At 77.2% G+C, this 14,650-nt stretch carries 11 protein-coding genes and 1 pseudogene; 5 read left to right on the top strand and 7 right to left on the bottom strand.

Annotated elements, in window-relative coordinates; genetic code table 11:
* Positions 1-243 precede the first annotated feature (243 nt).
* From GTR00_RS04030 to GTR00_RS04020, 3 genes are all read right to left on the bottom strand, one after another.
* Entirely contained in the window at positions 244-447 is a 204-nt protein-coding gene (locus tag GTR00_RS04030) for a cold-shock protein (protein WP_166610356.1), read from the bottom strand.
* Positions 448-608: 161 nt separating this feature from the next.
* On the bottom strand, positions 609-1,703 hold the full coding sequence (locus GTR00_RS04025) for a fatty acid desaturase family protein (RefSeq protein ID WP_323132195.1): 1,095 nt from the start codon (positions 1,701-1,703) through the stop codon (positions 609-611).
* Positions 1,704-1,866: 163 nt separating this feature from the next.
* Positions 1,867-4,047 (bottom strand): SpoIIE family protein phosphatase, encoded by a 2,181-nt coding sequence (locus GTR00_RS04020; protein ID WP_166610355.1) that lies wholly within the window; start codon positions 4,045-4,047, stop codon positions 1,867-1,869.
* Between the two features lie 157 nt (positions 4,048-4,204).
* Between GTR00_RS04020 and GTR00_RS04015 the strand changes: the two genes are divergently transcribed.
* Genes GTR00_RS04015 through GTR00_RS04005 form a run of 3 tightly spaced genes read left to right on the top strand, consistent with a single transcriptional unit; the run spans position 4,205 to position 6,370 of the window.
* Positions 4,205-4,768, top strand: a complete 564-nt coding sequence (locus tag GTR00_RS04015) for a hypothetical protein (RefSeq protein WP_166610354.1) — start codon at positions 4,205-4,207, stop codon at positions 4,766-4,768.
* 10 nt (positions 4,769-4,778) lie between these two features.
* Positions 4,779-5,813: a glycosyltransferase gene (locus GTR00_RS04010; RefSeq protein WP_166610353.1), complete on the top strand. Its 1,035-nt coding sequence runs from the start codon at positions 4,779-4,781 to the stop codon at positions 5,811-5,813.
* 5 nt (positions 5,814-5,818) lie between these two features.
* Complete coding sequence (locus tag GTR00_RS04005; protein WP_166610352.1) at positions 5,819-6,370, top strand: hypothetical protein; 552 nt, start codon at positions 5,819-5,821, stop codon at positions 6,368-6,370.
* Between the two features lie 987 nt (positions 6,371-7,357).
* Here the strand turns inward: GTR00_RS04005 and GTR00_RS26250 are convergent.
* Positions 7,358-7,510: pseudogene (locus GTR00_RS26250) on the bottom strand (DEAD/DEAH box helicase); the annotation flags it as partial.
* 485 nt (positions 7,511-7,995) lie between these two features.
* Here GTR00_RS26250 and GTR00_RS04000 point away from each other — a divergent pair.
* Both GTR00_RS04000 and ssb read left to right on the top strand, forming a co-directional pair.
* On the top strand, positions 7,996-9,825 hold the full coding sequence (locus tag GTR00_RS04000) for a hypothetical protein (RefSeq protein WP_166610351.1): 1,830 nt from the start codon (positions 7,996-7,998) through the stop codon (positions 9,823-9,825).
* Between the two features lie 160 nt (positions 9,826-9,985).
* A complete protein-coding gene (ssb, locus tag GTR00_RS03995) occupies positions 9,986-10,471 on the top strand; it encodes a single-stranded DNA-binding protein (RefSeq protein WP_205705000.1) in 486 nt (161 codons plus the stop codon).
* A 35-nt stretch (positions 10,472-10,506) separates the two neighbouring features.
* On the opposite strand, the gene GTR00_RS03990 is transcribed toward ssb, so the two are convergent.
* The 3 genes from GTR00_RS03990 to GTR00_RS03980 all read right to left on the bottom strand — a co-directional run.
* On the bottom strand, positions 10,507-12,954 hold the full coding sequence (locus GTR00_RS03990) for an AAA family ATPase (RefSeq protein ID WP_166610349.1): 2,448 nt from the start codon (positions 12,952-12,954) through the stop codon (positions 10,507-10,509).
* Positions 12,951-14,324, bottom strand: coding sequence for a metallophosphoesterase family protein (locus GTR00_RS03985; protein ID WP_166610348.1), 1,374 nt, complete (start codon positions 14,322-14,324; stop codon positions 12,951-12,953). Before GTR00_RS03985 ends, GTR00_RS03990 begins: the two co-directional genes overlap by 4 nt.
* 124 nt (positions 14,325-14,448) lie before the next feature.
* Positions 14,449-14,650, bottom strand: a 202-nt coding sequence (locus GTR00_RS03980; protein ID WP_166610347.1) for a hypothetical protein, incomplete at its 5' end; no start/stop codon positions are given.

Raw genomic sequence — 14,650 nt, 5'->3', positions numbered from 1 at the left:
GGGTGGGCAGGTCCTGCGGCGCGCGGCGCGCGGTGGCCCTCGGGCCGCGGGCGCCGGGTGCGGGAGTGGTGCTGCTGCTCACCGGGTCGTCATCGACAGCGGGAGCGGGCGGCTGCAGCGCCGGGGAGGGGCTCGCCGGGCGCGTCACCCGCACGGCGCAGCGGCCACGAGCGGGCGGCGGAGGCGCCCGGACGCACCACGGCCCCCGCACCCTGGTGGGTGCGGGGGCCGTGGACGGGACGATCAGAGGCGGGTGACGCCGCTCGCCTGGGGGCCCTTGGCGCCCTGGGTCACGGAGTACTCCACGCGGTCGTTCTCCTCCAGGCTGCGGTAACCGCTGCCCTGGATCTCGCTGAAGTGGACGAACACGTCGGCAGAGCCGTCCTCGGGGGCGATGAAGCCGTAGCCCTTCTCGCCGTTGAACCACTTCACAGTGCCCTGAGCCATGTCTGGCCTCCTCGGGTGTTGCGCTCCGTCGGGAGCTCGTCGCGGAGGGGCTGACCGTTCGGAAAGCTGAAAACCCTCGAGCTGAAATCCCCGGGTGTTGTCAGCACATCGAGAACAGCGACTGCATCGACCGTAGCACGCTCTTGGCGTCGGGGGAAGTCTCAGCTGCGCAGCTGGGACACCAGGGGGCAGCTGAAGCTGTTGCGGGCGGCCAGGCCGACCTCGTTGAGGTAGCTGATGATGGCCCGGTAGGCGCCGAAGAAGGTGGTCTCGGTGTAGGTGATGCCGTGCTCGGCGCAGAACTGGCGCACGAACGGCTGCGCCTTGCGCAGGTTGGGGCGCGGCATGCTCGGGAAGAGGTGGTGCTCCACCTGGAAGTTCAGCCCGCCCATGACGAGGTCCACGAACCAGCCGCCGGAGACGTTGCGGGAGGTGAGGACCTGCCGGCGGATGTAGTCCACCTTCTTCTCGCGCGGCACGATCGGCATGCCGACGTGGTTGGGCGCGAACGCCCCGCCCATGCAGAAGCCGAAGGCGGCCATGTGCACGCCGAAGAACGCCAGCGCCTTCCACGGCCCCATCAGCAGCACCGCCGAGGACGCGTAGACCGCCCAGTGCGCCACGATGAGCGAGGCGTCCACCGAGCGGCGCTTGGTGCGCTTGCCCGTCAGCAGCGAGCGGGTGCTCTCGATGTGCAGCACGAAGCCCTCGAAGGCCAGCAGCGGCACGAAGAACAGCCCCTGGTGGCGGGTGAACCACCGCAGGAAGCCGCGCCGGCCGGCGGCGGCCTCCTCGTGGAAGGACACCACGCCGGACTCGATGTCGCCGTCGACGCCGCGCTGGTTGGGCGCCTGGTGGTGGCGGGTGTGCTTGCCCATCCACCAGCCGTAGCTGAGGCCGGCGACGAACGCGGCGAACACGTGCGAGGCGGTCTCGTTGTGCCGGTGGCTGGCGAAGATCTGCCGGTGGGCGGCGTCGTGGCCCAGGAAGGCGAACTGGGTGATGACGACCGCGAGGGCCGCGGCCAGCAGCAGCACCAGCCAGGAGTCGCGCAGCAGGACCGTGCCGGCCGCCACGGCGCTGAAGGCGACGGTGGTCGCGGCGATGCGCGTCCAGTACGTGCCGCGCCGGCGGCGCATCAGGCCCGCCTCCTGCACGAGGGCGGTGAGCTTGCCGTACGGGGTGCTGCTGCGGCGGGGGGCGGTGGCGCCGGCGGGCGCCCCGCTCTGGGCCGCGCTGCTGGTGGTGGTGGTCACTGACGTCCTCTCGGGCGCGATGACCGTTGCTCGGGCCGCGCCTGTGGAAAGCGGTGCGGTGCGCCCGGGCTGGGAGTCACAGCGGGGGACGACCGCGTCTACCTGCGGCGCCCCCGCACAGTTGAACACGAACGCGGCGCCGTTGGTTCCCCATCGTGCCGGATCACGCGCCCAGGCGCAGCGCCACGAAGGCCACGTCGTCGTCGGTGTCGCCGAGGCGGGCCAGCAGGTGCTCGCACAGGTGCTCCACGTCCTCGGGCGCGTCGGCCAGGGTGCGCGCCAGGCGCGCCAGGCCCACGCTGAGCTCCTCCCCGCGGCGCTCCACGAGCCCGTCGGTGTAGGCCAGCACCGTCGAGCCGGGCGCCAGGCGCCGGCTGCCGCCGACGCGCTCGGTGGGCTGCACGCCGAGCATGAGGCCGTGGACGTCGTCGAGGACGTCCACGCGCCCGTCCGGGCCGCGCACCAGCAGCGGCGGGTGCCCCGCGGTGGCGTGCTCCAGCACCCAGGAGCCGTCCGGGGAGGCGGTGGCGCGCGCGTACGCCAGGGTCGCCATGGTCGTCATGCCCAGCCCGTCGAGGAGGCGGTCGACGCGGTCCAGCACCAGCGAGGGGGGCGGGCCGGTGGTGTCCCAGGCGCTGGCGCGCAGCAGGCCGCGCAGGTGGCCCATCGCGGCGGCGGCCATGACGTCGTGGCCGACGACGTCGCCGACGGCCAGGCCCAGGCCGTCGCCGGGCAGGTCGATGAGCTCGTAGAAGTCGCCGCCCACGCGCGCCCCGGACTCGCTGGCCCGGTAGCGGGCGGCCGCCCGCACCCCCGGCACGGTCGGCAGCTGCGGCAGCAGGCTGTTCTGCAGGGTGGCGGCGATGCGGTGCTGCTCCTCGTACAGGCGGGCGTTGTCGAGGATGAGCCCGGCGCGCCGGCCCAGGTCCACGGCCACGTGCAGGTCGTCGGGGGTGTGCCGGGGGCTGCCGGGGCCGCGCACCAGCGCCAGCAGGTCGGCGCTGCGCCGGCGCCCGGGCAGGGTGACCATCAGCACCGACGCCGCGCCCAGGGCGTCGCTGAGCTCCAGCAGGGCGGGGTCGCTCACCCACGTGGCGCGCTCGCGGTGGCGCTCCTCGGAGTCGTAGTCGGCGATCAGGCGGGCGTGCTCGCCGCCCAGCAGGGTGCCCAGCACGGGGCCCGGCGCCAGGGAGGTGATCCAGCGGTCCACGTAGCGGCGCAGCTCGCCGCGGCGGGAGGGGTCGCGGTGGCGGGGGGTGACGTCCTGCACGGAGCCCTGCTCGTCGGTGGAGACCAGCAGCGCCCAGTCGCCCAGGCCGGGCACGACGAGGTCCAGCAGCCGCTGGCGGCACTCGGCGACGTCGAGGGTGACGGCCAGGCGGCTGGTGGCCTCGGCGAGCAGCTCCAGGCGGGCGCGGGAGCCCTCGGCGTCGCGGTGGGCGGCCTCGGCCTCGCGGCGGGCGCGGCGCTCGGCGGCCAGGGCCCGGTCGCGCTCGAGGTCGGCGTCGATGCGGGCGGTGACGTCGGTCTGGATGCCGACGTAGTGGGTCAGCTCGCCGTCGGGGCCGTGCACGGGGCTGAGCAGCAGCTGGTTCCAGAACGCCGTGCCGTCCTTGCGGTGGTTGAGCAGGGTCGTGGAGACCTCCTGCCCGGCGCTCAGGGCGCGGCGCATGGCGGCGACCGCCTCCGGGTCGGTGCCGGCGCCCTGCAGGAAGCGGCAGTTGCGCCCGACGACCTCCTCCAGCGCGTAGCCGGTCGTGGCGGTGAAGGCGGGGTTCACCCACACCAGCGGCAGGTCCTCGGCGCTGGCGTCGGCCACGGTGAAGGACATGCCGGTGGCCAGCACCGCCCGGTCGCGCAGCTGGGCCTGCGCCTGGGCGGCGTCGGCGGCGGCGCGGGCGGCCTCGCGCCGGCTCAGCGGCAGGAACACCACCAGGGCGTGGTCGGAGAGCACGGGCGCGCCGACCATGGGCAGCGCCACCACCCACAGCGGGTCGCGGTGCGAGCCGAGCTCGCTGACGCGGCCGGCGGACACGGCCTGCCCGGCCACGGGCAGCGAGCGCGCCACCCGCGACAGCGGGTGCTCGGTGCTGGACAGCTCCGCGCCGTCGAGGTCGCGCAGGTCGGCGGCGTCGGACCACTCGTCCAGGCCGACGGGCAGCCGCACGCCGGGCGCGAGCTGCTCGGCGACGGGGTTGGCGTGCACGACGGCGCGCGTGGTGAGGTCGACGAGCAGCACGGCGGCCGGCGCCCCGCCCGCGACCACGGACAGGTCGGTGACGGACGCGCTGCCCGGGGTCGCCGACGTCGACGCCGTCCCGTCGGACGTCGTCGCGGACTCCACCCCCAACGGGACCTCCTCGATCGCGGGCGCCGTGTGCTCGACCGCCCTCGACCACCCTAGGCGCGCCAGCGGCGGTGCCGTCCACCCGGAGGGTCACCCGCAGGGCCACCCGGGAGCCGCCCCGGGGTCAGGAGGGGCCCGCCGGCGCCGATGGGGGGTGGTGCACGCACCCGACGCCGACGAGCTGCGCCCCGGGGACGCCGTGAAGGTCCGCGGCACCGGCACGGCGGCGCACACCGGCGCCAAGGCCCTGGTGGCCGCGGTGCACCGGGACCCGCACGCCCCGCACCGGGTGGTGGCGGTGGACGTGCGCTACAGCGCGCGGGGCCGGGCGCTGCGGGTGGACCTGGCCGGCCCGGGCGAGCTGGTGCGCTTCGCGCAGCCGTGGCCGCAGCGGGCCCCCGAGCGCCCGCAGGGGGCGGCGGCGGCCGGTGCCGGCACGGGCCTGGCCGGCGGGCCCGGCGCCTCGCGGCGGGCGCTGGCGGTGCTGGGCGCGGTGCTGGTGCTGGGCGCTGCGGCGGTGGGCGCGCCGGTGCGGGGCTGGACGTGCAGGGCGAGCTGGTGCGCCTGGGCGTGGCCCGCCCGGCCGCGGGCGGGGCGTCGGCGCCGGGCGACGCGGCCGCGGCGGAGGCGCTGGCGCGCGTGGAGCCCGGGGGCGACCCCGGCTGCGGCTGACGCGGTGCTGACGCGGGCGCGGGGTGCGGCGGGGCGCACGCCCTAGGCTCGCCCGCATGGGGGTCGAACGGGACGTGGCCGGCGGCGGACCCGGCGGCGGACCGGGCGGCAGGGTCGCCGTGGTGGTGCCGTGCCTCGACGAGGAGGCGGCCGTCGGCGCGGTCGTGGACGGCCTGCGCGCGGCCCTGCCGCACGCGGTGGTGTACGTGTACGACAACGGCAGCACCGACCGCACCGCCGAGGTCGCCGCCCGGCACGGCGCGGTGGTGCGCTTCGAGCCGCGCCCCGGCAAGGGCAACGTCATCCGCCGCGCGTTCGCCGACGTCGACGCCGACACGTACGTCCTCGTCGACGGCGACGACACCTACGACGCCTCCGCCGCCGGGGACCTGGTGCGGCTGCTGGTGGCCGAGGGCCTGGACCACGTCGTGGGCACCCGGCGGGCGGACAGCCTCACCGCGTACCGGCGCGGGCACGCCGCCGGCAACCGGGCGCTGAACTCGGTGGTCTCGCGGGTGTTCGGCACGCCGGTGACGGACATGCTCAGCGGCTACCGCGTGATGTCGCGCCGGTTCGTGAAGTCGTTCCCGGCGATCTCGCGGGGTTTCGAGGTGGAGACGGAGCTGACGGTGCACGCGGTGAACCTGCGGGTGCCGCAGCGCGAGGTGCCGGTGGGTTTCCGGGACCGGCCGGAGGGGTCGGCGAGCAAGCTGCGCACCTACCGCGACGGGTTCGCGATCCTGCGCTGGATCCTGCGCCTGGCGCACCTGGAGCGGCCGCTGCTGGTGCACGCGCTGCTGGGCGCGCTCGTCGCGGCGGTGTCGCTGGCGCTGGGGCTGCCGGTGGTCGTGGAGTTCCTGCGCACGGGCCTGGTGCCGAAGTTCCCCACCGCGATCCTCGCCTCGGCGCTGATGATGATCGCGGTGCTCGTCGCGGCGGTGGGGGTGGTGCTGGACGCGGTGCGCCGCGCCTCCGACGAGTCCTCGCGCCTGGTGTACCTGCAGTACCCGGCCCCGCACGAGCTGGACCTGCGCGCCCCGGGCGGCGGGGCGCAGCGGGCGGCGGACCGGGCGCCGGGGCGTCTGCGGTGAGGGCGGTGCTGCGCTTCGCCGCCCGCGCCGCCGTCGGGCTGGTGCTGGTGCAGGCGGTCCTGCTGGGGCTGCTGGTCGCGGCGCAGGCCGTGCCGAACGAGCCGATCGTGCGGCACCTGGCGCAGGCCGTGGAGAGCGGCGACTACGGCGCCCCGTACGCCCCGGACGGGGTGGGCGGCATCGCGGACCGGTTCACCGAGTGCGTGGTGCTCGGCTACGGCGTCAGTTCCGCCGACGACCCGCGCAGCGTGTGGTACCGCGCCACCGGCGGGCCGCGGTTGTCCTCGTGCGAGCAGGGCGCCGGGCAGATCGAGGCGCTGGCCGCCGGGGAGTCCCTGGTCCCGCCCGCCGGGTACTACCGCTACTGGAGCGGGTACTCGGTGCTGACGCGCCCGGTGCTGGCGCTGACGGACGTGCCGGGGCTGCGGATGGTCGTCACGGGCGTGTTCGCGCTGGCGGCGCTGGCGGCGTTCCTGGCGGTGTCGCGCCGGGCGGGGCGGGCGGCTCCGCCAGCCCCAGGGCGCGGAGCGCGGGCTCGAAGGAACCGCCGACGGTGAGGGTGGCGGAAGTGGCGACGAGGGTCCTGTCCCCCAGCGCGGCCACCAGCCCCGGGCCCACGCGCAGGGGCGCGACCCGCAGCGTCGGTGGGCGGTGCTCGCCGGCCTGCAGCCAGCGCACGTGCTCGGCGTCGCCGGGTCGCTGCGCGCGGACACCACCCGCGGGGTGAGCCCGGCGCCCCGCGCGGCGGAGCCCAGGGCCGCGGCGAGCCGGTCGATGCGGTGCAGCAGGGCGGTCGCCGGGGCGGTGACCTCCGGCGGCAGCTCGGGCAGCCGGCCCGGGGCGAGGCCGGCGAGCGCGCCGGTGAGCGCGCCGAGGTCCGCGGCGGCCCGCTCGGCCTGCGCGCGGGCGTCGGCGCCGGTCCCGCCGCGCGGCAGCTCGCGCGCGGCCGCGGCGAGGGTGCGCCCCACCGCCGCCGGGGCCAGCTCGTGGCCCCAGGCGGAGGACAGGAACGACTCCAGCTCGTGCGCCTCGTCCACGACCAGGGTGTCGTAGCGGCCCAGCAACGGCTGCGGGCTGAGCAGGTCGTGGGCGACCTGGGCGTGGCTGGTGACCACGACGTCCGCCTCGCGGGCGCCGGCGCGGGCCGCCTCGGCGAAGCACTCGCGCCCGAACGGGCAGGCGGCGGCGCCCGGGCAGCCCGCGGAGTCGGTGGACACGTCTCGCCAGGCGCGCTCGGTGGCCGGCGGCGCCTCCGAGCGGTCGCCGGTGCGGGTGGTGCCGGCCCAGCGCAGCAGGGCGTCCAGCGAGGCGGTGTCGGCGCGCGAGGGCCGGCGCGCGGGCGGCCCGGGCGCGGGGAACAGCGCCTCCGCGCCGCCGGCCGGGTCCACCGCCCGGGCGCTCCCAGCGCCGTCCGGGGAGAGCAGCGCGTGCACCTTGGCCCGGCAGGCGTAGTTGCTGCGCCCCTTCAGCAGCGCGTACGTGAAGCTCCTGCCACCCACCCGGGGCAGCAGCCCGGCCAGCACGGGCAGGTCCTCGGCGACGATCTGCTCGCCGAGCTGCTTGGTCGCGGTGCACACCACCGCGCGCCCGGGGCGGGCCAGGACCGGGACGAGGTAGCCGAACGTCTTGCCGGTGCCGGTGCCGGCGGCCGCCAGCAGGTGGCGGCGCTCGCGCAGGGCGCGCTCGACCGCGGCCACCAGGCGCTCCTGCTGCGGGCGCACCTGGGCGCCGGGACGCTCGGCGAGCAGCGCGCGCAGCAGCGCGGTGGCGTCGGCCGGGCGCCCTGCGCGGCGGGCACCGGGCGCGGGGACGGACCGCGCCGTGCGCGTCGTGCGGGGGGAGTCGTCGGGTGCGCTCACTCGGCTCTCCGGTCGGCGGGTGGGTGGTGCTGCGCGGGGGTGCGCCCCGCGGCTGCCCCCTGTGTACGCCACGGCTCCGACACGCGCCGCGCCGGGCGGTCCCGCGCGTGCCGGGGCGGGTGCCGGGGCGGCGCAGCGCCCGTGCAGTGTCGGTGCCGGGAGGGACACTGGTCCCAGTACCACGGGAGCACCGAAGCAGCCCGCGCTGGACGCCCAGGCGCCGCGCCGGGCACCACGGAACAGGTCGGTAGCGGAAACAGGACAGTCAGGACCCCCCGGGGGCGACCCCGGGCAGCAGGTCCGAGGACGAGGAGTTGGGCAGGATGGCGAAGCCGTTCGTCTCCCACGACGGAGCAGATGAGCAGGGCGTGCGTGCCGAGGTCTGGGTGCAGGTGGGCAACGGCACCGTCACCAAGATCGAGAACCAGGACGACGACACCAAGCGCAACGTCATGGTCGTCATCAGGAGCGACAACAGCAAGGTGAGCAGGCCCATCACGGCCTGGCTGGCCAAGAGCGACCCCACCTACCCGGCGGTGGTCGAGGCGCTGGCGTCCGGTCGCGAGATCCAGTACCGGGTGGAGTCCCAGCGCAAGCCCACCGTGGACCGCACCACCCCCATCGCGGACCTGCGCGTGGACATGGCCACCGCGGGGGCGAACACCGTGAGCATCTTCGCGGGCATCGACGGCACGCTCGGCCAGGAGGCCGTGACCGACCCCGCCGAGGACCCCGGTCCCGGTGGTCGTCTGCGCGCCTCGGACCGCGGTGCGGCCCGGGCGGGGGCGCAGCAGCCGCAGCGCAGCGAGGCGGCGCCCACCGCGCTGGGCGTGGAGGCGGCGCTGAGCGGTCTGACCACCGCCCGCCAGGCCGGTCTGCCCAGCGGTGTCGTGGACGCCGCGGCCGCGCTGGCCCTGGCGGCCGGCGCGACCGCCAGGCAGGTCGCCGACGCGGGTTTCACCGGGCAGTCCACCGCCCCGCGCGGCGAGCCGCGCCGCGCCTTCGCCCACGAGGCGGCGCCGCACCTGCCGCTGAACTCCGACCAGCGCGTCAACCTGGGCTCGTACGCGGTGCAGGCGGCCTTCAGCGCCGAGAACGTCGCGCACGACGTCCTGGTGGAAGCCGAGCAGCGCGCGTTCGAGGCGCACAACGCCGCGGTGGCCGCCGGCGAGCTGGACGGGGAACCGTTGCCGCACCCGCGGCCGGTGGCCCCCGCGCAGGCCACGGGGCTGGCCGGGGTGCTGCTGGTCCTGGCCGACCGGGTGCAGGTCGGCGCCTACGGCGGTGGCCGGCCGGACCGGATGGCCAACAGCCACACCCGGGCCCGCTCGCTGGTCTACGACGCCGTGCGCACGCGCCACCCGGTGCCCTTCGGCGTCGAGGCCGCCGAGCGCGGGGCGTGGATGGCGGCCGTGGTCGGCGAGGGCGTCGAGCGGTTCCGGGCCCTGGCCGCGCTGTCCCAGCAGGTCCCCGACGTCCCGGCCCCCACCGGCGGGGACGACGGCGACGGCACGGGCGGCGACGGCACGGGCGGTGGCGGCACGGGTGGCGGCGCGGGCGAGGGCGCGGGCCGCTCGCGCGCTCAGGGCCCGGAGGTCCCCGCCGCGCGCGCCGAGGGTTCCGCCGGTTTCGTGGCGCCGACCCAGCAGGCCATGCAGCGCTACCGCGACCTGGCGCTGGCCGCGGGTTTCCCGGCCACCCCGGACAGCCCGGCGTTGACGTTCCTGCGCGTGAAGTTCGGCGTGGGCGTGGTGCGCCAGGTGCACGGGGGAACCCTGGAGAGCCTGCTGACCTGGTTCGAGGGCCAGCGCCAGCCGGGCGAGGCGTTCCGCTCCTACGTGGAGTCCACGATCGCCGCGGCTCAGCACGGCACGCGCGGCGAGCAGCGCCCGGGGGTTTCGCGGGAGCACCGCGAACCGCGGGAACCCCGCGGAACCCGGGAGGAGGCCGCGCCGGTGCAGGCCCCCGCCGCTCACGAGGACGGGCCCGGGACCGCGGGCGCGGCGGCCGGGCCGAGCAGCACGGCCGGCGAGGACGGCGCGAAGGGCGCGGACGGCGGGAACCGCGCGAAGGGCGCGGACGGCGGGAACCGCGCGAAGGGCGCGGACGGCGGGAACCGCGCGAAGGGCGAGGACGGGGCCCACGCCGCCTGAGCAGCACCCGTGGCGCGCGGGCCCGCCGGGCCCGCGCGCCGCAGTTCCGGGACGTGTCGGACCCTCCTCCTACGGTTCCGGTGTCGCCCCGACCCGGGCGGCGATCCACGAGGTCGCGAACGTGACGCGAGACATTCGAGGGAGAGCGACAACCATGGGCGTGCCCATCACCATCGTCGGGAACCTGACCAACGACCCGGAACTACGCTTCACCCCCAGCGGTGCGGCGGTGGCCGGCTTCAGCGTCGCGGTGAACGAGCGCCGCCGCAACGCGCAGACCCAGGAGTGGGAGGACGCCGGGACGTCCTACTACCGGGTGGAGGCGTGGCGCTCCCTGGCCGAGAACGTCGCCGGGTCGCTGCGCCGGGGGACGGCCGTGGTCGTCACCGGTGAGCAGACCATCGAGGTCTACGAGCGCAAGGACGGCGGCACCGGCACCTCGGTGCGCGTGCGGGCGCAGAGCGTCGGCCCGGACCTGCGCTACGCCACCGCCGTGGTCCAGCGCCACGGCCGCCAGGACGGCAGCGCGGCGCGCGGCGCCCAGCACGGCCCCGCCGCGCCGGAGGCGGCCGCCCCGCTCGCCGGCGCCGGCGCCGAGGACCCGTGGGGCGTCACCGCCGGCCGGCCGGGCGAAGCGCCGTTCTGAGGGTCGCGCCGCCGGGGCCGCCCGGGCGGGTGGGTTCAGGCGGCGACACCGGTGTCGTCGGCCTCGTCCAGCGCGGCCTCCGAGACCGGCCCGTAGGAGGAGGCCTCCTCGATGCGCGAGCCGTTGACGTCGTCGGGGACGACGTCGAGGACGAGGTCCACCAGGTCGGTGGCCTCGGAGGCGTGGTTGATGAGCACGACCTGCCGTCCGGGCAGTTCGCGGATGGCGGCCATCATCGCCGCGCGGCTGGCCGCGTCCTGCGACACGAACGGCTCGTCCAGCCAGAACAACCCGCCGCTGCGCCCGGACCACAGGTCCGACAGCGCCACGCGCAGCGCGAGGGCCACGGCGGACTCCTCACCGCCGGAGAGCCACTGCACGGGGCGCTGGGTGCCGGTGTCGTCGGTGACGACGGGGGTGAACTCCTCGTCGAGGACGACGGAGACGAACCGGCCCCCGGTGATGCGCGAGACGAGGTCGGTGGCGACCTCGGAGACCTCCGGGGCCAGGCGCGCGATCCGGTCGCGGCGGAAGGCGTCCAGCGCATCGCGCACGGCCGTCCTGCGCTCCAGCTCGGCGACCGTGGCCGCGCGCAGGCGCAGCTTCTCCTCCTCGGCGTCCCGGGCGCGCTCGGCGGCGCGCACCTGCTCCTCGGCGACGCGGTGGTCGGCCTGGGCGGCGCTGGCGGCGCGGGCGGAGGTGGTCGCGGCGACCTGCGCGGCCTGGTGCGCCGCCTGGGCCCGCACCCGCTCCTCCTCGGGCACGCGCGCGGCCAGCTCCGCCGACGCGGCCGCGTCGGCCTCCGCCGCGCCCCGTGCCGCCCGCTGCGCGGCGCTCTCGGCGCGCTCGAGCGCCGCGGCGAGCTCGGCGGCGGCCTCGGCGGCGCTCTCGGCCCGGCGCAGCGCGGCGGCGGTGCGCTGGACCTCCTCGCCGACGGCCTGCTGCGCCGCGACGGCGCTGGCGGCCGCCGCCTGCGCCTGGGCCGCCTGCTGGGCGGCGGCCCGCGCGTCGGCCTCGGCCTGCTCGGCGACCAGGCGGGCCTGCTCCAGCTCGGCGCCGGCGCTGCGGGCCTGCTCGGCGGCGTGCTCGGCGGCCGCGCGGGCCTGGGCCGCGTCGCGGGAGCGGCGGCGCAGCTCCTCCGCGCGGCGGGCGGCCGCCTCGGACTCGGTCTTGGCCTGCTGGCCCTCGCGGCCCACGCGCTGCTGGGAGCCCACCAGGGTCTCGACGACCGAGCGGGCGTCGGGCAGCGCGCTGAGGCAGGTGGGGCAGGTGGGCTCCGCGCTGGCCTGCAGCGTCTTGATGGCCGTGCTCAGGCGCGTGTACTCGCCGCGCAGCGCGCCGGTGCGCTCGGTCAGCTCGTCGGCGCGCGCCTGCGCCTCCCGCGCCAGGGCGTCGAGCTCCCGGGGGTCCTCGGCGGTGGCCGCGGCGGCGCGGGCGGCGCGCTGCTGGGCCTCCTCCGCGGCGGCGGTGCGCTGCTGCAGGCGCGCCGCGGCCTGCTGGGCGCGCTGCTGCTCGCGGGCGGCGGCCTGCGCGGCCTGCTGGGCGCTCTCGCGGGCGGCGCGGTTGTCGCGCTCGGCGCGCTGGGCGTGCTCGAAGGCGGTGCGCGCGGCGGCGAGCTGCTCGGCGTCCCCGCCGCGGGAGGCCTCGCGCAGCCGCTGCACCTCGCGCGCGGCCTGGGCGGCGCGCTCGTCGGCGAGCATCCGCGCTCCGGCGGCGCGCTGGGCGGCGTCGTGCGCGCGCCGGTGCACCTCGAGGCGCTCGGCGACCTGCGCGGCCTGCGCGGCCAGTCGCGCCAGGGCCTCGTCGTCGGCGGCGGCGGCCGCGCGCAGCGCCTCGCAGCGCTCCCAGGCGCCGGTGGCGGCCTGCTGCGCGGCCTCCAGCGCGGTGCGGGCGGCCGCCAGCGCCTCCGGGGAGCCCGGCAGCAGCTCCAGGGTGCGCTTGGTGTCGACCTCCTCCTCGCGGGCGGCCTTGAGCGCCGCGCTCATGCGGTCGATGCCGGCCAGGCGCTCGATGAGGCGGCGGCGCTCGCTGGCGGTGGCCTTGACGAGGGTGTCCAGCTCCTTCTGGCGGGTGACGAACGCCGCGGTGAAGCCCTGGGCGTCCAGGCCGCCGAAGCGGTGGGTGATCCAGGCGTTGGCCACCCGGACCTTGTTCACCGACTGCAGGACGCCGTCGACGCTGATCTGCACGTACGGGGTGTCGTTCTTGCCCTTCAGACCGCGCTCGACGACGACGCGCTGGCCGTCGTGCAGGAGCGTGACCACGCCCTTGACCGGGCCGCTGGTGCCCTGCCGGCGCAGCGCCTGCACCGTGACCCCGTCGGGGGTGACGCCGTAGAGCACCCACAGCACGGTGATCAGCAGGCTGGACTTGCCGACCCCGCGGGGGCCGTTGAGCGCGGTGACGCCCGTGGGCAGCGGCTGCATGAACGCCGACCCGAGCGAGCGGATGTTCACCGCCTCGACCGACTCCAGCGTGATCACCAGGGGGTCTCCTCTCCGGTCGCGGGGTCCACCCGGGGCGCGTCCGGCGCCCCCGGCCGCTCGGCCGGCTGGCCGCCCGCCTGCTGACCCGCCTGCTGACCCGCCTGCTGACCCGGCTGCTCGCCGGTGCGCCCGGCCGGCTGCGGCGCGGGTTCGCGCGGTTCGGCGAAGCCGCCGACCTCGACGTCCTGGGAGGCCTCGCGCAGGTGCCGCTCGCCCTCGGAGACGACCACGGGGCGCAGCTGCTCGGACAGGCCCACCGCGCCGGCCCACTCCCCCACCCAGCCGCCGTACGCCTTGGGCAGGTCGGCGGCGCCGGCCGTCAGCATCGAGGTGGAGATGCCCTCCACGACGCGCTCGCCGTCGTCCTCGACGACGTCGGGGCGCCGGAGGTCGGGCATCCACACCAGGGCGTCCTGGGTCAGCTTGGCCAGCGCGGGCTGGTCGATGCCGCGGCGCACGCTGGTGGAGCAGTTGACCACCACCTGCCGGACGATGGCGTCCGCGACGTCCACGGACTCCAGGTTCTGGCGGATCAGCTCCTCCACCTGCGCGCCGGTCATGCCCCGGGCGTCGATGCGCGGCAGGTCGTGCTGGGGGCGCTGGGCGATGTGCCGGGGGGTGACCTGCACGCGCCCGTCGGCGTGGACCTCGACGAGCAGCCAGCCGCGCCCGCCGGCGGGGTCGGAGAAGCCCCGGCGCACCAGGGAACCGGCGTACCAGACGCCGGGCAGGATCTCGCCCATGCCGTGGTAGTGGCCCAGCGCCTTCAGCGCGAAGCGGTCGTCGGCCAGCAGGTCCAGCCCGATGGGGACCTCACCGGGTGAGTCCACGCACCGGAACACCTCGTGGCCGGGCAGCATCGCCGCGCCGTGCGCGGACAGGACGTTGACCGCGCCGTCCACCGGTTCGGGCACCAGCCGCTCGGACTGCGCCAGGCCGTAGTGGCTGATCACGTGCAGGACCAGGCCGTCGGCGACCTCGAACACCCGGTACGGCTCGGTGACGTAGTGGATGCCGCGATCGGGGTCGTTGATCGCCGCGGTCGCCGGGGACTTGCCCCGCTCGGCGGAGGCGTCGTGGTTGCCGGTGTTGCCGTACACCGGGATGCCGGCCTTGGCGAAGCTCTCCATCTGCTGGCGCATCCACACGATGTCGCCCACCGCGGGGTGCGAGCGGTGGAAGTCGTCGCCGCCGGCGACGACGAAGTCCACCTCCGCCTCCACCATGGAGCGGGTGACGGCCCGCACGGCCAGCATGCCGTCGCGCGTGCGCATGTTCAGCCCCGACGCCGGGTGCACCCGGCACCGCGCGGCGTAGCCGACGTGGGCGTCCGCGTACACGCCGAACCTGACGACCGGCTCGCTCACCTGTTGTGCTCCTCCGTCCAGACCACCCGCCGACCGGCACGCGCCGGCGGCCCCCCACGGTAGGCGCCGCCGCCGACACGGCGGTGGCGCACCGCCCGCGGACCCCTCAGAACGGCGGGTCGTCTCAGAACGGCGGGTCGTCGTCGATGCTGCCCAGCCCGCCGCTGAAGGAGCCGTCGCCGCTGAGGCCGACGAAGGCGTCGGGGGCGATGCCGCCGGTGGCGGCGTGCTCGCGCACCCGCTGCACGGCCTCGCGCGCGGCCGCGGTGCGCCGCGGCGCGGCGACCGCGGCGCTCGCCGGGCGGGCGGCGACGACGGGCCCGGCG

Origin of the sequence: Kineococcus indalonis (assembly GCF_009906395.1) — a bacterium.
Taxonomy (GTDB): Bacteria; Actinomycetota; Actinomycetes; order Actinomycetales; family Kineococcaceae; genus Kineococcus; species Kineococcus indalonis.
The sequence above is the reverse complement of the archived record's forward strand: the minus strand, read 5'-3'. Positions and strand labels throughout refer to the sequence as shown.